The sequence below is a fragment of the Actinomadura sp. KC345 genome, from assembly GCF_004348515.1.
In the GTDB taxonomy this organism is placed as follows: domain Bacteria; phylum Actinomycetota; class Actinomycetes; order Streptosporangiales; family Streptosporangiaceae; genus Spirillospora.
In genome coordinates this window covers 32678-51815 of record NZ_SMKH01000005.1, presented here as the reverse complement: position 1 = coordinate 51815, position 19138 = coordinate 32678, and the positions used below count along the sequence as shown (strand labels likewise).

General features: G+C 72.1%; 16 protein-coding genes and 1 tRNA gene. 10 read left to right on the top strand and 7 right to left on the bottom strand.

Annotated features, from left to right (window positions below):
* Nucleotides 1-3: 3 nt before the first annotated feature.
* Entirely contained in the window at nucleotides 4-660 is a 657-nt protein-coding gene (locus tag E1281_RS01705) for a TrkA family potassium uptake protein (RefSeq protein ID WP_131875311.1), read from the bottom strand.
* Nucleotides 660-1325, bottom strand: a complete 666-nt coding sequence (locus E1281_RS01700) for a TrkA family potassium uptake protein (RefSeq protein ID WP_131875310.1) — start codon at nucleotides 1323-1325, stop codon at nucleotides 660-662. The genes E1281_RS01705 and E1281_RS01700 overlap by 1 nt, the downstream gene beginning before the upstream one ends.
* A 222-nt stretch (nucleotides 1326-1547) precedes the next feature.
* On the opposite strand from E1281_RS01700, the gene E1281_RS01695 reads away from it, so the two are divergent.
* Nucleotides 1548-3581, top strand: coding sequence for an APC family permease (locus E1281_RS01695; protein WP_131875309.1), 2034 nt, complete (start codon nucleotides 1548-1550; stop codon nucleotides 3579-3581).
* Nucleotides 3574-4911: a class I SAM-dependent RNA methyltransferase gene (locus E1281_RS01690; RefSeq protein ID WP_207943039.1), complete on the top strand. Its 1338-nt coding sequence runs from the start codon at nucleotides 3574-3576 to the stop codon at nucleotides 4909-4911. The genes E1281_RS01695 and E1281_RS01690 overlap by 8 nt, the downstream gene beginning before the upstream one ends.
* Before the next feature lie 14 nt (nucleotides 4912-4925).
* On the opposite strand, the gene E1281_RS01685 is transcribed toward E1281_RS01690, so the two are convergent.
* A complete protein-coding gene (locus E1281_RS01685; protein ID WP_131875308.1) occupies nucleotides 4926-5951 on the bottom strand; it encodes a glycoside hydrolase domain-containing protein in 1026 nt (341 codons plus the stop codon).
* A 215-nt stretch (nucleotides 5952-6166) separates the two neighbouring features.
* Between E1281_RS01685 and E1281_RS01680 the strand changes: the two genes are divergently transcribed.
* On the top strand, nucleotides 6167-6712 hold the full coding sequence (locus E1281_RS01680; protein ID WP_131875307.1) for a DUF11 domain-containing protein: 546 nt from the start codon (nucleotides 6167-6169) through the stop codon (nucleotides 6710-6712).
* 43 nt (nucleotides 6713-6755) lie between these two features.
* The gene (locus E1281_RS01675; RefSeq protein ID WP_131875306.1) at nucleotides 6756-7682 is read left to right on the top strand and encodes an LLM class F420-dependent oxidoreductase; all 927 of its coding nucleotides are present in this window, start codon (nucleotides 6756-6758) and stop codon (nucleotides 7680-7682) included.
* A gap of 51 nt (nucleotides 7683-7733) precedes the next feature.
* Here E1281_RS01675 and E1281_RS01670 read toward each other — a convergent pair whose 3' ends face one another.
* Nucleotides 7734-8564: a TIGR02452 family protein gene (locus E1281_RS01670; RefSeq protein WP_131875305.1), complete on the bottom strand. Its 831-nt coding sequence runs from the start codon at nucleotides 8562-8564 to the stop codon at nucleotides 7734-7736.
* Nucleotides 8565-8673: 109 nt separating this feature from the next.
* Between E1281_RS01670 and E1281_RS01665 the strand changes: the two genes are divergently transcribed.
* Nucleotides 8674-10086, top strand: a complete 1413-nt coding sequence (locus tag E1281_RS01665) for a 3' terminal RNA ribose 2'-O-methyltransferase Hen1 (RefSeq protein ID WP_131875304.1) — start codon at nucleotides 8674-8676, stop codon at nucleotides 10084-10086.
* Nucleotides 10083-12638, top strand: a complete 2556-nt coding sequence (locus tag E1281_RS01660; RefSeq protein ID WP_131875303.1) for a polynucleotide kinase-phosphatase — start codon at nucleotides 10083-10085, stop codon at nucleotides 12636-12638. The genes E1281_RS01665 and E1281_RS01660 overlap by 4 nt, the downstream gene beginning before the upstream one ends.
* 114 nt (nucleotides 12639-12752) lie before the next feature.
* Here the strand turns inward: E1281_RS01660 and E1281_RS01655 are convergent, their stop codons facing one another.
* The 3 genes from E1281_RS01655 to E1281_RS01645 form a co-directional block, all read right to left on the bottom strand.
* Nucleotides 12753-13034: a zf-TFIIB domain-containing protein gene (locus tag E1281_RS01655; protein WP_131875302.1), complete on the bottom strand. Its 282-nt coding sequence runs from the start codon at nucleotides 13032-13034 to the stop codon at nucleotides 12753-12755.
* A 67-nt stretch (nucleotides 13035-13101) separates the two neighbouring features.
* Nucleotides 13102-13887 carry a phosphotransferase gene (locus E1281_RS01650; RefSeq protein ID WP_243716465.1) on the bottom strand — a complete coding sequence of 262 codons (786 nt, stop codon included), beginning with the start codon at nucleotides 13885-13887 and terminating at the stop codon, nucleotides 13102-13104.
* Nucleotides 13888-14076: 189 nt separating this feature from the next.
* Entirely contained in the window at nucleotides 14077-15783 is a 1707-nt protein-coding gene (locus E1281_RS01645; protein WP_131875300.1) for an AMP-binding protein, read from the bottom strand.
* A gap of 520 nt (nucleotides 15784-16303) precedes the next feature.
* Here E1281_RS01645 and manA point away from each other — a divergent pair.
* From manA to E1281_RS01625, 4 genes are all read left to right on the top strand, one after another.
* On the top strand, nucleotides 16304-17422 hold the full coding sequence (manA, locus tag E1281_RS01640; RefSeq protein WP_131875299.1) for a mannose-6-phosphate isomerase, class I: 1119 nt from the start codon (nucleotides 16304-16306) through the stop codon (nucleotides 17420-17422).
* A complete protein-coding gene (locus tag E1281_RS01635) occupies nucleotides 17419-18330 on the top strand; it encodes an ROK family protein (RefSeq protein ID WP_131875298.1) in 912 nt (303 codons plus the stop codon). Before manA ends, E1281_RS01635 begins: the two co-directional genes overlap by 4 nt.
* Before the next feature lie 261 nt (nucleotides 18331-18591).
* Entirely contained in the window at nucleotides 18592-18843 is a 252-nt protein-coding gene (locus E1281_RS01630; RefSeq protein WP_131875297.1) for a sigma factor-like helix-turn-helix DNA-binding protein, read from the top strand.
* 210 nt (nucleotides 18844-19053) lie between these two features.
* Nucleotides 19054-19138: transfer RNA gene (locus tag E1281_RS01625), tRNA-Ser, on the top strand.

Here is a 19138-nt window from a genome sequence, read left to right as displayed (position 1 = left end):
CGTTCAGCCGCCTAGGAGTTCGGCCAGGTCGTCCTCCACGTCCTGGCTGGCGACGAACATCAGTTCGTCGCCTGGTTCCAGGGTGTCGTCGGGGGTCGGGACCAGGACGCGGCCCTCGCGCAGGATCGCCACCAGCGCGGTGTCGCGCGGCCAGTCCACCGAGCCGACGCGCTGGCCGCCGAGCGGGGCGTCGCCCGGCAGCGTCAGCTCGACCAGGTTCGCCTCGCCCTGCCGGAACGTCATCAGCCGGACCAGGTCGCCGACGCTGACCGCCTCCTCCACCAGCGCCGACAGCAGCCGTGGGGTGGACACGGCCACGTCCACGCCCCACGACTCGTTGAACAGCCACTCGTTGTTCGGGTGGTTGATGCGGGCCACCACGCGCGGGACCCCGTACTCGGTCTTGGCCAGCAGCGACACCACGAGGTTGACCTTGTCGTCGCCGGACGAGGCGACCACGACCTGGCAGCGCTCCAGCGCCGCGTCGTCCAGCGCGGAGATCTCGCACGCGTCGGCCAGCAGCCACTCCGCCCGCGGCACCATCTCGACCTTGATGGCCTTGGGGCTCTTGTCGATCAAGAGGACCTCGTGGCCGTTCTCCAGCAGTTCCTGGGCGATGGAGCGGCCCACCGCGCCCGCTCCGGCGATCGCGACCCGCATCAGGCGTCCTCCTCGTCCCGCGCCGCGACGGCGGCGTTCACGCGCTCCAGATCGTCGGCGACGACCATGATGTGCACGACGTCGCCGTCCTGGATCACCGTGTCGCGCTCGGGGACGAGCGCCTCGCCCATCCGCGACAGGAACGCCACCCGCGCTCCCGCGTGCTCCTCCAGCGCGTCGACCTTCTCGCCCACCCACAGGTGCCCGGAGTCCAGTTCGGCGAGGACGACCGCGCCGGTCGGGTCGCGCCACAGCGGCTCGGCGCCCTCGGGCAGGAGCCGGCGCAGGATCTGGTCGGCGGTCCACCGGACGGTCGCGACCGTGGGGATGCCGAGGCGCTGGTAGACCTCCGCGCGGCGGGGGTCGTAGATGCGGGCCACCACGTTGTCGACGCCGAACGTCTCTCGCGCGACCCGGGCCGAGATGATGTTGGAGTTGTCGCCGCTGCTGACGGCCACGAACGCCGACGCGCGCTCGATGCCCGCCTCCGCGATCACGTCGCGGTCGAAACCGAACCCGGTGATGCGGCGGCCCCGGAACCCGCTGCGCAGCCGGCGGAACGCCTCCGGGTTCTGGTCGATGATGGACACCGAGTGGCCCTTGTCCTCAAGGATGTGGGCGAGGGTCGACCCGACCCGCCCGCATCCCATGATCACGATATGCACGGCCGTTCCTTCTTCCGTCCAGGGGGACGCTCCCCCTGTACCCCCGCGCCGTGCACGGTTCGTCGCTGCGCCTCCGACGCCGTGCCGCACCCGAGGATCGTTTCCTGTGAATGATCCCTGCCGGGCTGCAAAACTACACATCCGCCCAGGCGAGTACTACCCAACCAGCTTCCAGCGGTGCCTGCGAAGCGCGGTTCCCTCCGAGGGCTAGAGTCTTTCTCCGTGTCCAAGCTTCCGGACCTGACGAAGCGGGTGCTCCTCGGCCGTGCTCTGAGCAGTTCACAGCAGCACGAACAGCTCCTGCCCAAGCGCATCGCACTTCCGGTCTTCGCCAGCGACGCGCTGTCCTCGGTGGCGTACGCGCCGCAGGAGATCCTCATCGCCCTCGCCGCGGGCGGCCTGGTGATGTACCACTACTCGCCGTGGGTGGCCGCGGCCGTGGTGGTGGTCCTGCTGACGGTGGTCGCGTCGTACCGGCAGAACGTCCGTGCCTACCAGGGCGGCGGAGGCGACTTCGAGGTCGCCACCACCAATCTCGGCGGCAACTGGGGCATCGTCGTCGCGAGCGCGCTGATCGTCGACTACACGCTGGTCGTGGCGGTGTCGGTGTCGGCCGGCGTGGAGAACCTCGGGGCGCTGCTGACGTTCATCCAGCCGCACGAGGTCCTCGCCGCGATCTGCGTCCTCGCCGTGCTCACCGTCGCGAACCTGCGGGGGATCAAGGAGGCGGGTGTCGCGTTCGCGGTCCCCACCTACCTGTTCATGATCTCCATTCTGGGCATGCTCGCGTGGGGCGTGGTGCGGCTGCTCTCCGGCACCGAGCTGAGGGCCGAGAGCGCGGACTACGAGCTGCGCGGGGACGAGGCCGACATCGCCGGATTCGCCCTGGTGTTCCTGCTGCTCCGGGCGTTCTCCTCCGGCTGCGCCGCGCTCACCGGCATCGAGGCGATCAGCAACGGCGTACCGGCGTTCCGCAAGCCGAAGGGGCACAACGCCGCCACGACGCTGCTGCTCCTCGGGCTCGTGGCGATGACGATGTTCGGCGGGGTGACCGCCTTCGCCTACATCACCGACGCCAAGTTCTCCGAACCCACGCAGGGGAGCCACCTGTACGACCCGGCCACCGGCGCGGAGGTCGTCCACTCCGAGCCGGTGATCGCGCAGGTCGCGCACACCGTGTTCAGCAACTTCAGCCCCGGGTTCGCGATGGTCGCCGTCATGACCGCGCTGATCCTGTTCCTCGCGGCCAACACCGCCTACAACGGCTTCCCCGTCCTCGGCTCCGTCCTCGCGCAGAACCGCTACCTGCCCCGCCAGCTGCACACCCGCGGCGACCGGCTGGCCCTGAGCAACGGCATCATCATCCTCGCCGTCATGGCCGGGGCGCTGATCTACGCCTTCGACGCGTCCGTCAGCCGGCTGATCCCGCTCTACACCGTCGGCGTGTTCGTCTCCTTCACCGTCAGCCAGATCGGCATGGTCCGGCACTGGAACCGGCTGCTGGCCCGCGAGAGCGACCCGGCGCGGCGCCGCCGGATGAGGACCTCCCGGGGCATCAACGCGTTCGGCGCCACCCTGACCGGCATCGTCCTGTCCGTCGTGCTGGTCACCAAGTTCACGCTCGGCGCCTACATCGTCTGCATCGCGATGCCGGTCCTGTTCCTGCTGATGAAGGCGATCAGGCGGCACTACGACCGGGTCGCCGACGAGCTGGTGCCCTCCGGCGAGGACGTCGTGCTGCCCGCCCGCAACCACGGCATCGTGCTCGTCTCCAAGATCCACAAGCCGACGCTGCGGGCCCTGGCCTACGCCCGCGCCACGCGGCCCTCCACGCTGGAGGCGGTGACGGTGGCGGTGGACGCCGCGGAGTCCCAGCGGCTCCAGGACGAGTGGGACGCCCTCGACATCCCCGTCCCGCTGAAGATCCTCGACTCCCCGTACCGGGAGATCACCCGTCCCGTGCTCGCCTACGTCAAGGGCGTCCGGCGCAGGAGCCCCCGCGACGTCGTCACCGTGTTCATCCCCGAGTACGTCGTCGGCCGCTGGTGGGAGCAGTTCCTGCACAACCAGAGCGCCCTGCGGCTGAAGGGCCGGCTGCTGTTCCAGCCCGGCGTGATGGTGACGAGCGTTCCGTGGCAGCTCGCCTCCTCCGACCGGCTCAAGGGACGGGTCGAGCCGCCCGGGGCCGGGTCCTCGCGCCGGCCGCCGCGGCCCAAGGCGCCCCCGGGTGCCGGTAGTGTTTCGGACCGTGACTGATCTGGAGCCCGACGTCCTCGAACTCGAGGTCGGCAACGTCGCCAACGGCGGTTTCTGCGTCGCCCGGCACGAGGGCCGCGTGGTCTTCGTCCGGCACGCCCTGCCCGGCGAACGGGTGCGGGCCCGCGTCACCGAGCGCACCAAGAACTTCCTCCGCGCCGACGCCGTGGAGGTCATCGAGGCGTCCCCGGACCGCGTCGAGCCGCCCTGCCCGTTCGCCGGCCCCGGACGCTGCGGCGGCTGCGACTGGCAGCACGCCTCGCTGCCCGCCCAGCGCGCCCTGAAGGCCGCCGTGGTCGAGGAGCAGCTCCAGCGCCTGGCCGGGATCACCCGCACGGTGACCGTCGAGGAGGTGCCCTACCCGGTCGAGTCCGACGTGGCGCCGCCGCCCGGCCTCGGCTGGCGCACCCGCGTCCAGTTCGCCGTCTCGTCCGGCGCCGTCGGCCTGCGCCGGCACCGCTCCCACGACATCGAGCCCATCGACGAATGCCTGATCGCCCACCCCGGCGTGGAGCTGATGGGCGTCGAGCGCAAGCGCTGGCCGGGTGCGACCGGCGTCGAGGGCATCGTCTCCGCGACCACCGGCGACCGCCTGGTCGTGCTGCGCGGGCGCGACCGCCGCAAGATCCGGGTGCCGCGGCTGGACGTGCCGGTCCGGCTCGTCCGGGGCAAGACCGAGCCCGGCTCCTCCCCGCCCTACGTCCGCGAGGAGGTCTCCGGGCGGCTGTTCCAGGTCAGCGGCAGCGGCTTCTGGCAGGTCCACCCCGGCGCGGCGCAGCTCCTCGCCGACGCCGTCCTGGACGCCCTCGAACCGAAGCCCGGCGACATCGCCCTCGACCTGTACTGCGGCGTCGGCCTGTTCGCCGGCGTCCTCGCCGACCGGATCGGGCCGGACGGGCTCGTCGTCGGCGTCGAGTCCGACGGGCAGGCCGCCCGGGACGCCCGGTTCAACCTGCGCGACCTGCCGAACGTCTCCATCGAGCGTGGCGCCGTCGAGGAGGTCGTCGCGGAGCTGGAGTTCGGCCGCGCGTCCGGCGGGTCCCGCGCGCAGAACAAGCGCGGCGGCGGACACCAGGGCGGCGAGCGCGTGCGGCGTGCCGACGTCGTCGTCCTGGACCCGCCCCGGACCGGCGCGGGACGCGACGTCGTCGAGCAGATCACCCGGCTCGCCGGCCGCAAGATCGCCTACGTGTCCTGCGACCCCGCGACCCTCGCCCGCGACCTGGCCTACTTCGGTGAGCGCGGCTGGACGCTGGAGACCCTGCGCGCCTTCGACGCCTTCCCGATGACCCGCCACGTGGAGTGCCTGGCCACCCTCGTCCGCGGCTGACCGCCGCGCCCGGGTCATCTCCAGAAGAAGACCTTGGCGCTGCCGCCGGTGACGGCGGCGTCGGCGGTGCCGTGCTGGACCAGCTGGAAGCGCACCCGGTGGCCCTCCCTGACGGTGTCGGCGGCGAGCCCGTACACCACGCTGGTGCTGTCTCCGGTGGAGAGGACGTCCTGGATGGGGCCCGCCTCGTACTTGCTCGTGTCCTCGATCTCGACCTCGACCACGCGGGCCTGGATGAGGGTCCCCGCGGGGACGCCGGTGACCGTCGCCCCGACCGTGAGGCTGTAGCGGGCGGAGCCGGTCAGCACGCTCGGGCCGCCCTGGTCCCAGTGCTGGTGCTCCTGGTCGGAGTACTCGGTCTCCCAGCTGACGTCCGTCCACTGGCCGGGGGCGAGCCGCTGCTCGGTGCCGGTGCCGACCGATACGTAGCCGGGCATGTCGTCTCCCTCCGGCGAGACGCCGACGCGCCACTGCCCGTAGTCGTCCGCCACGGCTCGGTTGTAGTCGACCGCCGCGCCGTTGATGGTCTGCTCGTTGAGGTACTGCCGGAGCTGGGCGCGCGAGTCCCACCGGCCGCCCGACCAGGCGTAGGTCTGCCAGCCGTAGGCCATCTTCCCGGCGTCGAACGCGCGCTTCATCGGCCCGTGGCCCGCGTAGAGGCCGACCCGGTCGCGGCCGAGGACGCTCGCCGCGCCGTCGAGGTAGGCGTTGATCGCGTCCTGCTGGCCCGGAGAGGCGTCCCAGTCGGCGGCGAAGTAGATCGGGCGGCCGTCCGGCATGCCGCAGGCCACGGCCTGGCGAGCGGCGTCCCTCGCGTCGGCCTCCCCGGCGGACCGCCCGCCGAGCGGCCCGTCCTTGGTGTTCTGCCAGACGACCACCACCCAGATGCCCGCGTCGGAGAGGGCGTCGGCCTCCGCGCGCGTCAGGTTCTTGCCGGTCGTGTCGTGCGAGAGGTAGCGGCAGGCGAACTTCACCCCGGCGCGTTTCAGAGCGGCCACGCCCGGGCGGCCCCACGAGTAGTCGACGCCGAAGACAGCCATCGGTGAACTCCCTGGTCGGGGTCGGGGGTCATTGCCGATTCAACAGCGTGCGCCTCTGACAGCGCAGGTGTTTCCCCGAGGAACGCCCCCCGACCCGGGCGAGCGGGCCAAGGGTGACTGTCTGTGACGACACACCGGCGTGGCGTTAGGCGGACGGGCGCGGGGTCGCTACAACGGACATGTCCGCAAGATAAGCGCAGGCCACAGGGGGTTTCATGATGATCCGGACATGGAAAGGGCACGGTCTCGTCCTGGCGGCGCCGCTGCTGGCGACGGTGCTCGCGGCGACGGTGTTCACGGCGACGGTGCTCACCGCCCCTGGGGCGCACGCCGACGAGGGCGGCGTCGTGCTCCGCACGGCCGCGTCCAAGAAGGACGTGCTCCCGGGACGCACCTACGAGTGGACGTTCACGGTGACCGCCAAGGGCCCGGCGAAGTCCGGCAAGGCGGTGTTCCGGACGACGCTGCCGAGATCGCTGGCCTTCGTGTCCGGTGAGAAGCACTGCAAGTCCAAGGGGCGCAAGGTCGTCTGCCGCCTCGGCACGCTCAAGAAGGGCGGCAGCTCCAAGGGGTCGATCAGGGCCAAGGTGTCCAGGCGGGCCGCGGCCGGGCAGAAGATCACCGTGCGTGGGACGGCGACCTGGCGCAAGGCGAGCGCCACGCGCAGGTTCCCGGCCGTGCGCGTCGCCAATGCCGCCGGCCACGTCGTCGCCGAGCCGGCCCTGGCGACGTCCCGCGCCGGCGCGCGGCACCCGCACTGACCGGGTGGCATGGACGGGTCCGTGCGGGTAGCAAGATGGAGTCATGCGACTTCGGATCTTCACTGAGCCCCAGCAGGGGGCGAGCTACGAGACACAGCTGGCGGTCGCCAAGGCGACGGAGGACCTCGGGTTCGACGCGTTCTTCCGCTCCGACCACTTCGTCAAGATGGGCGACGTGGCGGGCGAGCCGGGCCCGACCGACTCCTGGATCACCCTGGGCGCGCTCGCCCGGGAGACGAGCCGGATCAGGCTCGGCACCCTGGTCACGGCCGCCACCTTCCGGCACCCGGGGCCGCTCGCGATCGCGGTCGCGCAGGTCGACCAGATGAGCGGCGGACGGGTCGACTTCGGCATCGGGACGGGCTGGTTCGAGGAGGAGCACACCGCCTACGGCATCCCGTTCCCCGGCCTGGGCGAGCGGTTCGAGCGGATGGAGGAGCAGCTCCGCATCCTCACCGGGCTGTGGAGGACGCCCGCCGGGGAGACGTTCGCGTTCAGCGGCGGGCACTACACCCTGGCCGAGTCGCCCGCGCTGCCCAAGCCCGTCCAGGCGGGCGGCCCGCCGATCATCATCGGCGGGTTCGGGGCGAAGCGGACGCCGCGCCTGGCCGCCGCGTACGCCGACGAGTACAACGTCCCGTTCCACCAGGTGGAGGACACCGGCGCCGCGTTCGAGCGGGTCCGCGCCGCGTGCGCCGAGGCCGGCCGGGAGCGGCCGCCGGTCCTGTCGGCCGCGCAGGTGGTCTGCTGCGGCCGCGACGAGGCCGAGGTGGAGCGCCGCGCCGACGCGATCGGGCGGCAGGTGCCGGAGCTGCGCGAGAACGGGCTGGCCGGCACGCCCGGCGAACTCGTCGACAAGATCGGCGAGTTCGGGCGGCTGGGCGCCGAGTGCGTCTACCTGCAGGTCCTCGACATGCACGACCTGGACCACCTGGAGCTGCTGGCCTCCGAGGTCCTGTCCAAGGTGTGACCCGCGGCGAAGGCCCGCGCCGGGGAACGTCCCGCCGCGGGCCTCGCCTTGTCAGGCGAACACGTTCTGGAAGGCGGTGTGCCTGGGGGAGCCCTTGGCGGTGTCCCAGACCGCGAAGACGACGTGCTCGAAGCGGCCGGCGAACGGGCCCTCGGGGCGGAGTTGCTCGGCGAACACCTCGGCCACCTCTGCCGGGTCGTTGCGGAAGACACCGCATCCCCAGGCGCCCAGGACCAGCCGCCGGTGCCCGTTGGCCAGCGCCACGGCGAGGAGTTTGCGGGCGCGCAGCCGGAGCACGCCGCCTATCCGTGCCGCCTTCTCGGCGTCGTCGATCGCGCCGCGGTTGGGGGCCGGGGACGTCAGGAAGGCGACCTCGTACGGCTCCTCCAGCAGCCGCCCCGCGTCGTCCCGGAAGACCGGCACGTCCGGCGAGTAGATCATGTGGTCGCTGTAGAGGAGGTCGCGCTGGGCGCGGTGGAAGTCGTAGTACTCCCTGGCGGAGCACAGCGACTCGTACAGGCCGGACGAGCGGGCGAGTCCTTCTTCCTGGGCGTGCGCCCCGTTCAGGAATCCACCGCCCGGGTTCTTCGCGGATGCGAAGTTGAGTGCGAACGGGGCCGTCTCCGGAGCGCACAGCCGGTGCGCGGCGGCGAGGGTCGTCTCGCCGGTGACCTCTATGCGCGTCTCCGCGCCGCGGGTGGCCGCGGGGAGGCGCCGGAGAAGCTCGTCCAGTTCGTCTGGGCGGTACAAGATGGTGCCCTGCACGGCCCGGGCCAGGCTCTCGGCGATCGAGACGGTGCGGCCGGAGGGCGCCGGATAGTCACCGCGGCCGAGGATCTCCACGGTCTCCTGGGCGGTCATCCGGCGGGGATGTCTGCTCATATCGATGGGGATTCTGTCGGTCCGGTGAACGCGCCCGCAATCGCTTTTCGTGATCATCGATACGGAAAAACCGATGTGTGCGTTTGGCGGGGTCCGCCAGACTTGAGGCGTGCTTCTGACGATCACCACCTCCATGGACCAGGCGACCGACCTGGGATTCCTGCTGCACAAGCACCCCGACCGGGTACAGCGGTTCGAGCAGTCCTTCGGCACGGCGCACGTCTTCTACCCCGATGCCGGCGAGCGGCATTGCACGGCGGCGCTTCTGCTCGACGTCGATCCGGTCAAGCTCGTGCGCACGCGTGGCAGGGGCACCCCGGACTTCTCCCTCGGCCAGTACGTGAACGACCGCCCGTACGCCGCCTCCTCGCTGCTCGCGTCCGCGATGGCGAACGTGTTCCGTACCGCCATGCGCGGACGCTGCGACCCGCGGCCCGAACTGGCCGAGACGCCGATCCCGCTGGAGATCGTCCTGCCGGCCCTTCCGTGCCGGGGCGGGGCCCGGCAGGCCGAGCGGTACTTCGAGCCGCTGGGCTGGGACGTGTCGGCGGTGCCCGTCCCGCTCGACCCGGAGTTCGGCGAGTGGGGCGACTCCCGGTACGTGACGCTCACCCTGACCGGGACCCTGCGGCTCGCCGACGCGCTCAACCAGCTGTACGTGCTGCTGCCCGTCCTGGACGACGCCAAGCACTACTGGCTGGCGCCGGACGAGGTGGACAAGCTCATCCGGTCGGGAGAGGGCTGGCTGGCCGCGCACCCTGACCGCAACACCATCACGCGCCGGTACCTCGCCAACCGGCGTGGTCTCGTCCGTACCGCGCTGGGCCGCCTCGCCGACGCCGAGGACGCGCCCGAGGAGGCGCTCGACCCCGCGGAGGTCGAGGAGGAGCCGGCGGCAGAGGAGACGGAGGAGAAGTCCGTCCCGCTCGCCGAGCAGCGCATGCAGGCGGTCGTGCAGGCGCTGCATGACGAGAACGCCCGGCGCGTCATCGACCTTGGCTGCGGCTCCGGGAAGCTGCTCTCGCTGCTCGCCAAGGACGCCTTCTTCAGCGAGGTCTCCGGTACGGACGTCTCGCACCGGGCGCTGAGCCATGCCTGGCGGCGGCTCCGCTGGGACAAGCAGCCGCGCCGGGAGAACGACCGCGTCCAGGACGTCTTCCAGGGAGCGCTCACCTACGCCGACGAGCGGTTCCGCGGCTACGAGGCGGCCGTCCTGATGGAGGTCGTCGAGCACGTCGACCCGCCGCGCCTCGCGGCCGTGGAGCGGGTCGTGTTCGGGGACGCCTCCCCCCGCGTGGTGGTCGTGACGACCCCGAACGCCGAGCACAACGTCCGCTACGAGGGGCTGGCGCCGGGCGCGATGCGCCACCCCGACCACCGTTTCGAATGGACGCGCGCCGAGTTCCGCGCCTGGGCCGACCGGGTCGCGTCCGCGCACGGCTTCCGCGTCCGGTACGTACCCGTCGGAGCCGACGACCCGGAGGTCGGCGCTCCGACGCAGATGGGGGTGTTCAGCCGATGACCGAGATCCGGCTGCCGGACATGGGGCTCGTCGTGCTGGTCGGCGTGACCGGCTCGGGCAAGTCGCACTTCGCGCGCAGGCACTTCACGCCGACGCAGGTGGTGTCCTCGGACTACTGCCGCGGGGTCGTGTCGGACGACGAGAACGACCAGTCCGCGACCGGCGACGCGTTCGACCTGCTCCACTACATCGTGGCGACGCGGCTGCGGCGCGGCCTCCTCACGGTCGTGGACGCGACGAACGTGCAGAGCAAGGCGCGCCAGTCGCTGCTCCAGATCGCCAAGGACCACGACGTGCGGTCGGCCGCGATCGTCCTGGACGTCCCCGAGAGCGTCGCCGCCGAGCGCAACGCCGCCCGCCCGGACCGGGACCTGCCGGCCCACGTGATCCCGCGCCAGCGGCGCGAGCTGCGGCGCGGCATGCGGACGCTGGCGCGCGAGTTCCGCCGCGTCCACGTGCTGAACGGCGTCGAGGAGATCGACGCCGCGACGGTCACGTACGAGAAGTCGTGGAACGACAGGCGCGAGCTGACCGGGCCGTTCGACGTCATCGGCGACGTCCACGGCTGCCGCGCGGAGCTGGAGGATCTCCTCGCCGGCCTCGGCTACGAGATCGACCGCGACGCGCAGGGGCTCGCCGTCGGGGCGAACCACCCCGGCGGCCGTACCGCCGTGTTCGTCGGAGACCTCGTCGACCGCGGACCCGACTCGCCGGGCGTCCTGCGCCTCGTGATGGGCATGGTGGCCGCCGGGGACGCGCTGTGCGTCTCGGGCAACCACGAGGCCAAGCTCGTGCGGGCTCTGCGCGGCCGCAGGGTGCGCCTCACGCACGGGCTCGCCGAGTCGATGGAGCAGCTCTCCGCCGTGGCCGACGACTTCCGCGACGAGGCGCTGCGCTTCATGGACGGCCTCATCAGCCACTACGTCCTGGACGGCGGCCGTCTCGTCGTGGCCCACGCCGGCCTGAAGGAGGACTACCACGGCCGCGCGTCCGGGCGGGTCCGCTCGTTCGCGCTCTATGGCGACACCACAGGGGAGACCGACGAGTACGGGCTGCCCGTCCGGTATCCGTGGGCCCGCGACTACCGGGGCAAGGCCATGGTCGTGTACGGGCACACGCCCGTCCCCGAAGCGGAATGGATCAACAACACGATCTGCCTGGACACCGGGGTCGTGTTCGGCGGGAAGCTGACCGCGCTGCGCTATCCGGAGCGGGAGCTGGCGTCCGTCCCCGCCCGGCAGGTCTGGTACGAGCCGGTGCGTCCGCTGGAGGCGGCGTCCGATTCCAGCGCGGGCGGGCACCGGGAGAACGAGGTCCTCAAGATCGAGGACGTGCTCGGCAACCAGGGGGTCGAGACCCGCCTGATGGGCCGCGTCGCCGTTCGTGAGGAGAACGCGCTGGCCGCGCTGGAGGTGATGAGCCGCTTCGCCGTGGATCCGCGCTGGCTCGTCTACCTGCCGCCCACCATGGCCCCCGCGGAGACGTCGCAGCTGCCCGGATACCTGGAGCACCCGGCCGAGGCCCTCGCCGCGTACCGGGACAGGGGCGTCGTCCGGGCCGTGTGCGAGGAGAAGCACATGGGGTCGCGGGCCGTGGTGGTCGTGTGCCGCGACGCGGCGGTCGCGGCCGAGCGCTTCGGCGTGGCCGACGGGACGACCGGCGCCGTCTACACCCGCACGGGACGGTCGTTCTTCCGGGACCCGTCCCGCACGGCGGAGGTCCTGGACCGGCTCCGCGCCGCGATCGGCGCCGCCGGGCTCTGGGACGAGCTGGACACCGGATGGCTCGTCATCGACAGCGAGCTGATGCCGTGGTCGGCCAAGGCCATGGACCTCATCCGCACGCAGTACGCGGCGGCCGGGGCGGCGGCCGGCGCCGCGCTGCCGATGGCGTCCGACGTCCTCGCGCGTGCGGTCGGCCGCGGTCTCGACCTCGGGACGCTCCGCGAACGCATCGACCGGCGCGCCGCGAACGCGTCACGCTTCCGCGACGCCTACGCGCGGTACTGCTGGACGGTGGACGGCCTCAGCGGGCTGCGGCTCGCGCCGTTCCAGATCCTCGCGGGGGAGGGCCGCGCCTGGGCGACCGCGCGCGACCACGAGTGGCACATGGCCGTGGCGGAACGGCTGGCGGAGAGCGACCCCAGCGGGCTCGTCCAGCGGACGGGTTCGGTGACCGTCGACCTGGGCTCGGCGCAGTCGGAGGCCGCGGCCACCGACTGGTGGGAGAAGCTCACCGCCGCCGGCGGCGAGGGCATGGTCGTCAAGCCGCTGGGGCCGTTCCCTGAGGACAGGCGGATCCAGCCCGGCGTCAAATGCCGGGGACCGGAGTATCTGCGCATCATCTACGGCCCGGACTACGCCGAGCCGGAGAACCTCGACCGGCTGCGCGGCAGGTCGCTCGGCCGCAAGCGCTCGCTGGCGATGCGGGAGCACGCGCTCGGCGTCGAGGCGCTCGACCGGCTGACCGGCGGCGAGCCGGTGTGGCGGGTCCACCAGGCGGTGTTCGCCGTCCTGGCGCTCGAATCCGAGCCCGTGGACCCGCGCCTGTGATCACAGCCGGGTGACCACAGGCGGGTGATCACAGCCGTGTGACCACGCGGCCCGCCTCCCGGGCTTCCCGGGGGCGGGCCGCGCCAAGCCGCCACCTGGCCGGCTCCGGGAGGCTCAGGTCGTGAAGAGCATGTGGAACACGCCCGGAGGGCGGTGGTAGGGACGGTGCCCGCCATGGTGGTGGTGGTGCACCGCCGGTGCGGGGGCGGCTCCCCAGCCCGGCGCCGCCGCGGGCGGAGGCGCCGGGGCCGTCGCCCTGTACTGCGACTCCATGTTGCTCAGGGCCTCAAGCTCGCCGTAGTCGAGGAAGATGCCCCGGCAGCTGTCACATTGCTCGATGTGGACGCCGCTGCGGGTGTAGGTCCGCATCACGCCACGACACTTAGGGCAGTGCATCGCCTTGTCATCCTTCCGGTATGGATCCCCAGGTAGAGGCTAAATGTAGGGCAGGTTTCGCGCCACGTCATGCCGCGTCCCCCGCCGCGGATATTCTCGCGCAGGCGTCGACCATCGCCTGCTCCGGCTCGTCGAGCGGTCGATCTTCCCTTCTGGCGGATATGACGCACGTGGCGGCGATCTGGATCGCAAGACTTCGTGCGGGAATGTCCAGGGTCGTCCAGGGGTCGCCGCCGGCGGGAACGGCCGGACCGCCCGCCGCCTGGTACGCGCCCAGGAACCGGCCCCACTCGTCGGGATGCAGGACTCCCGCCGAGTAGATCGCGGCAGGGCGGGCGAGGTCCCACGCGGGGTCGCCTCTGCCGAGGTCCTCGATGTCGATGAGCCGCCAATGCCCGTCCTGGGAGCGGACCATCTGGCCGAGGTGCCAGTCCCCGTGGATGAGGTGTTCCGCCGTTCCGTGCGGTTCCTCGGCCTCCCCGCGTATCCAGGAGGGGAGTGTGGTGAAGGCCCGCCGTACCTCGTCCTCTGCGGGACCGTCCGCCAATCGCGACACGAGACGTGCCACGCGGGCGGGACGTCCCCAGGACGGCGCGTCGGCGGGAACCGTCGTGGAGTGGAGTTCCGCCAGAAGCCGCCCGCCTTCCTCCCAGGGGAGATCCCGGTGCGGATCAACCGGCTCACCGAACATCGAGACCGTGACCGTCCGCCCGTCCACGGTGCGCGGCTCACCCAGTGGCCCGATGACGACCTCCGGCAGGGTGCCTGCCAGCCGTATCCGTTCCAGGAACCGTGGCCCGTGGTCACGGTCGGCCTGGTGCGCTTTCACCACCACGTCCCCGACACGCACCACCAGCACACCGTGCCTGTCGTACAACGTCTCCGGCTCTGCGGGTGCCGGTGACGAAGACGCCGCCAGCGGCGGAGCGAGGCGGGCCGAATCGCGCCCGATCTCAACGAGCCGGGCGAGAAGACCCGGCTGGACGGTCCCGATCTGCACCCGCCCAGTAAACACCCGGTGCCGGACGCTCCGCCTGGACGCCTAGGCGGGCGAGTTGACGGCCTCGTCGCGTAGCCGCTGCCGGACGACCTTGCCGATGATGTTGCGGGGAAGGTCGGTGCGGGGGCGGAACTCGTCCGGCACCTTGTAGTGCGACAGGTAGCGTTCGCAGTGCCGCCGGAGCTCGTCCGCCGAGAAGGGGTAGGCGGGGTGTTCCACCACGTGCGCGACGATGCGCTCCCCGCGCCGCGCGTCCGGGACGCCGACCACGGCGCAGTCGTGCACGGCGGGATGGCGGCGCAGGACCTTCTCCACCGCGGTCGGGGAGACCGTGAACCCGTTGGTCTTGATCATGTCCCGCAGGCGCTCCAGGATGGTGACGAAACCGTCCTCGTCCATCACGGCGATGTCACCGGTGCGCAGCCAGCCCTTCGAGAGGGCCTGCGCGGTGGCGAGCGGCGCGTTCCAGTAGCCGACGAACACCTGGGGGCCGCGCACGACCAGCTCTCCGGGCTCGCCCGGCGCCCGGACCTTCGTCGGCTCGTCCGGGTCGACGATGACGACGTCGGTCATGGGCAGCGGCAGGCCGACCGTCTCGTTCCGGGCCCGGCCGTCCAGCGGGTTGCCGGTGACGGCCGGGGCCGCCTCGGTGAGCCCGTAGCAGTTGATCAGGCCGCGGGCGCCCAGCCGTCCGAGCCGGTCGGCGGTGCCCCGTCCGAGCCCCATCGCCCCCGAGATGTAGATGCGCAGCGAGCCGAGGTCGGACGGCTGGAACCGGGGGCTGTCGAGCACCTTCTCGTACAGCGTCGGCACGCCGGGGAAGATCGTCGGCCGGTACTTGCGGATCGCCCTGAGCACCCGGTCGCCGTCGTAGCGGGGGAGCAGCACCACGGCCCCGGCCGTCATCACCGGCGCGATGAGGCAGCTCATCAGCCCGAACGAGTGGAACAGCGGCAGGACCGCCAGCGTCACGTCCTCCCCGGGGCACCCGGACAGGTCCCACGCGTGCTGCTGGCAGGCGTTCGCGATGAGGTTGCTGTGGGTCAGCATCGCCCCTTTGGGACGTCCCTCCGTCCCGCCGGTGTACTGGATGGCCGCCAGGTGCCGCGACGGCTCGATCGGCAGCTGGCCCACCCGCTGCCGCGCCGGCCGCTGCAGCTCCCTGAACCGGACGACGTCGGGGTCGTCCGGCACGTCCGCGGTGATCGCCGCCCGCCGCCGCTGCATCTGCACCAGCGGGAGCCGCAGGGCGACCTTCCGGAACGTGGGCAGGAAGTCGACGATCGACGTCACCACGATGTGCTCCAACTGCAGCTTGGAGCGGACGGCCTTCACCGTGGCGTAGGAACGATCCAGCACCACGGCGACCCGGGCGCCGCAGTCGGCCAGCTGGTGGAGCATCTCCTCCTCGGTGTACAGCGGGTTGTGCTGCACCGCGATCGCCCCTCTGCGCAGCACCCCGAAGAACGCGATGACCTGCTGGGGGCAGTTCGGCAGGATCAGCGCGACCCGGTCGCCGGGCTGCACCCCGAGCCGGTGGAGGCCGGCGGCGAACCGGTCCACGGCGTCGCGCAGATCGCGGTAGCAGATCTCCCGGCCGAAGAAGATCAGCGCGGGCCGCCGCGGGTAGCGCTCGGCGGCGTCGTCGAGCAGCTGTGTGACGGGGATGTCCGGGATGGTGAGATCGCCGGGTACGCCTTGCGGATACGACCGCCGCCACGGAGAAGACCGTTGTGACGAGTGCCACATAGAACCCGATTCAATCATCAATCGGACGCCCGTGCCGTCGGTTCAAGATCTTCCGCTTCCTCGCGCCGCGCGCGCGAAGCCGCGCGTCCGGACGGAGACCGGTCCCCTCAACATAGTCGATCGCCCCCGCGAACGCCGGACCAATCGGATGTCCGCACCCCGGGCCGAAGGGCCCGTCCGGAGGGGCGCGCCGGATGTCGGCGGGGTCCGGCCCTCCGAAGCGGTGACGGTCCGGGAGCGGGGCGGGGAGTCAGATGCGGCCGGTGCCGCGGCAGACGTTGCACCTGTCGCCGGTGGCGGTGCTCGTGCCGGTTCCGTTGCAGCCGGGGCAGGGGCGTGTCGCAGGCTTGTTGTGCTTGCCCACGGTCCACCACCTCCTCGGCGACTCATCCTAGGGGCTCCACCCGTCCGCCGCCGGGGCGCGCGGCCGGCCGGCGCGGGGGCGGGCGACGCGGGGTCTTCGCGGCCCTTACCCTGAACACATTTGATCGAGAAGGGACGGGCCACATCGTTGCGCGCGATGCCGCTCACCACTCCGATCCGCCCGTACGACTGGGGGTCGGCCACCGCACTGCCCGAGCTGCTCGGCACCGAGCCGACCGGACGGCCGCAGGCCGAGCTGTGGGCGGGCGCGCATCCGGCGGCGCCGTCGTCGGTGGACGGGACGCCGCTCGACGTCCTCATCGACGCCGACCCGGCGGGCATGCTGGGCGGGCCCTGCGTGGAGCGCTTCGGCCCGGCGCTGCCCTACCTCCTCAAAATCCTGGCGGTCGACAAGGCGCTGTCCCTCCAGGTGCATCCGACGACGGCGCAGGCCGAGGCGGGATTCGCCGCCGAGCAGGAGAGGGGCGTCCCGCCCGACCATTTCACCCGTACCTACAAGGACCCTTACCACAAGCCGGAGATGGTCTGCGCCCTCACCCGTTTCCACGGTCTCTGCGGCTTCCGCGACCCCGCCGAAACCGCCGACCTGCTCGACGGCCTCGCCGTTCCCGAACTGGCCCCCTGGATCTCGGTTCTGCGAACCGAGCCGCCGGAACGGGCGCTGCGCACCGTCCTCACGCAAATGCTGGACGAGGGGTCCCGGCACATCCGGACCGCCGCCGAACCGGCCCTGCCTCCCGTCTACGCCGACATCGCCCGCGCCCACCCGGGCGACCCGGGAATTCTCGCGGCGCTGCTGCTGAACCATGTCGAACTGGAGCCCGGCCAGGCCCTCTTCCTGGACGCCGGCGTCCCGCACTCCTATCTGGGCGGCCTCGCGATCGAGGTCATGGCCAATTCCGACAACGTCCTGCGCTGCGGTCTCACCGGAAAGCACATCGACGTCCCGGAACTGATGCGCGTGGTGAAGTTCGTCCCATCCCGCCCCGCCAGGGTCGAACCCGAAGACGGGGTCCGGTATCGTCCGAACGCCGATGAATTCACCCTCATCCGGCATGACCTGACCACCGACCCCGCCGAGCTGCCCAGCGGCCTTCCTCAGACACTTCTGTGCCTGGAAGGCGAAGCCCGACTCATGACAGATCGCACCTTGACGCTCACCCGCGGCGAAGCCGCCTTCGTCCCCGCCGGCGCCCCCGCCGCCCGGCTCACCGGAAGGGGCGTCCTCTACCTCGTGGTTCCGGCGATCTCATGACCGTCCTCGCCCTCGACATCGGCGGTTCCAAGTTCGCGATCGCCCGCCTCGACGTGGATGGAACGCTCCTCGACCGCGCCGAGCACCCGGTCGGGCAGTCGCCCACGACCACGCTCCGCGGGCTCGTCGCCGACTTCTCCGGACCCGGCCTGACCGGCGTCGGCATCGGCTCGGCGGGCCCGATCGACACGGGGGCCGGCACGGTCAGCCCGATCAACATCCCCCGCTGGCGCGACTTCCCGCTCGTGGCGACCGTCCAGCGCTTCGCGCCCGGCGTCCCCGTCGCCCTCGCGGGCGACGCCCAGTGCATGGCCCTCGGCGAGTGGTGGCGCGGCGGCCACGCCTGCGCCTCGCTGCTCGGCATCGTGGTGTCGACCGGCGTCGGCGGCGGGCTCGTCATCGACGGCCGCCCCTGGACGGGCCGCACGGGCAACGCCGGGCACATCGGCCACGTCATCGTCGACCGCGACGGCGAAGCCTGCGTCTGCGGCGCCCGCGGCTGCCTGGAGACGATCGCGGGAGGCCCCAGCATGGTCCGCTGGGCGCTCTCCCAGGGCTGGACGCTCGCGACCGGCCGCCCCGACGCCCGGGCGCTGACCGCCGCCGCCCGCGACGGCGCGCCGGTCCCGCTCGCCGCCTTCCGCCGGGCCGCCTGCGCCCTGGCCACGGCGATCCTCAACACCGCCGCCGTCCTCGACGTCCGCGACATCGTCATCGGCGGCGGCGTCGCGGCCGCCGGCGACCTGCTCCTGGGCCCCCTGCGGGACACGATCGCCGAGCGCGCGGGCATGTCCTACCTGCGCGACCTGCACGTGTCGGTCACCACCCTGGACCGCGACGCCGGCCTCTACGGCGCCGCGGCCCTCGCCCTCACCGCATCCGGCGAACCCCTCCGCCGAACCCCCTGACCGCCCCCGGCTCCGGGACTCCGGCGCGGCGCCGGACCGCCCTCCGGCTTCCCGCCCCCGTTCTCGCAGGTGAGCGGTTCCCTGGGCGGTTCCCCCGGACCCGGCCCGGCGAGGGCCGGATAAGTCTCGCTCAGCCCTTCCTTAACGAAGCCATAAGCGGGGTCGCGCCGGGGCCGTCCGGTGCGAAGTTCGTTGCGTGGCAAGGAGCCCTGGCGCCCCCGAGCGGAGCGGAGGGCCACACGCTGGACGTAAGGATTGCGAATGGGCAAGAACACCGGTTCGTTCGCCCCCGGCCTGCCGGGGGAGCGGATGCGCCCCGCGGTGGTAGCCCGGGCCTTCCAGACCCTGCCGTCCGTGCACCGCGAGATCCTCACCGAGACGGTCTTCCGGGAGCGCTCGGTGAACGAGGCCGCCGCCTCTCTGGGGGTACCGGTGGACGTGGTGAAAGTCCGCGTCTACCACGCGCTCCGCGCGCTGAGCACGGCACTGGACGCTCCGCGTCCGACCGCGTGACGTTCACCGGGAGCCGATAAAACCCGTTGCCAGGGCGGGGAACGTCCCGGCACCATGAGCATGACGAGAACGGGACCGAAAGGAGAGGGACGATGCGGAGTCATCGAATGCATGGCAGCAGCCTCTCCGGTCCCGGGAGCCGCCGGCGGACGTGATTCGCACGTTCTGACGCCGACCGCCCGCCGGCCGTGGGCGGTCTTTTCGTTTCCCGGAGGGTTGGCCGAGCGGAAAGGCAGCGGCTTGCTGAGCCGTGGTCAGGGTCATCCCTGCGCGAGTTCGAATCTCGCACCCTCCG

What these genes read in the sequence shown, in the direction of transcription:
- E1281_RS01675 (WP_131875306.1), top strand. Translation starts at nt 6,756, where the DNA reads ATGCGACTTCGGATCTTCACTGAGCCCCAGCAGGGGGCGAGCTACGAG.
- E1281_RS01685 (WP_131875308.1), bottom strand. Translation starts at nt 5,951, where the DNA reads ATGGCTGTCTTCGGCGTCGACTACTCGTGGGGCCGCCCGGGCGTGGCC.
- E1281_RS01680 (WP_131875307.1), top strand. Translation starts at nt 6,167, where the DNA reads ATGATGATCCGGACATGGAAAGGGCACGGTCTCGTCCTGGCGGCGCCG.
- E1281_RS01645 (WP_131875300.1), bottom strand. Translation starts at nt 15,783, where the DNA reads ATGTGGCACTCGTCACAACGGTCTTCTCCGTGGCGGCGGTCGTATCCG.
- manA (WP_131875299.1), top strand. Translation starts at nt 16,304, where the DNA reads ATGCCGCTCACCACTCCGATCCGCCCGTACGACTGGGGGTCGGCCACC.
- E1281_RS01655 (WP_131875302.1), bottom strand. Translation starts at nt 13,034, where the DNA reads ATGCACTGCCCTAAGTGTCGTGGCGTGATGCGGACCTACACCCGCAGC.
- E1281_RS01630 (WP_131875297.1), top strand. Translation starts at nt 18,592, where the DNA reads ATGGGCAAGAACACCGGTTCGTTCGCCCCCGGCCTGCCGGGGGAGCGG.
- E1281_RS01635 (WP_131875298.1), top strand. Translation starts at nt 17,419, where the DNA reads ATGACCGTCCTCGCCCTCGACATCGGCGGTTCCAAGTTCGCGATCGCC.
- E1281_RS01660 (WP_131875303.1), top strand. Translation starts at nt 10,083, where the DNA reads ATGACCGAGATCCGGCTGCCGGACATGGGGCTCGTCGTGCTGGTCGGC.
- E1281_RS01670 (WP_131875305.1), bottom strand. Translation starts at nt 8,564, where the DNA reads ATGAGCAGACATCCCCGCCGGATGACCGCCCAGGAGACCGTGGAGATC.
- E1281_RS01705 (WP_131875311.1), bottom strand. Translation starts at nt 660, where the DNA reads ATGCGGGTCGCGATCGCCGGAGCGGGCGCGGTGGGCCGCTCCATCGCC.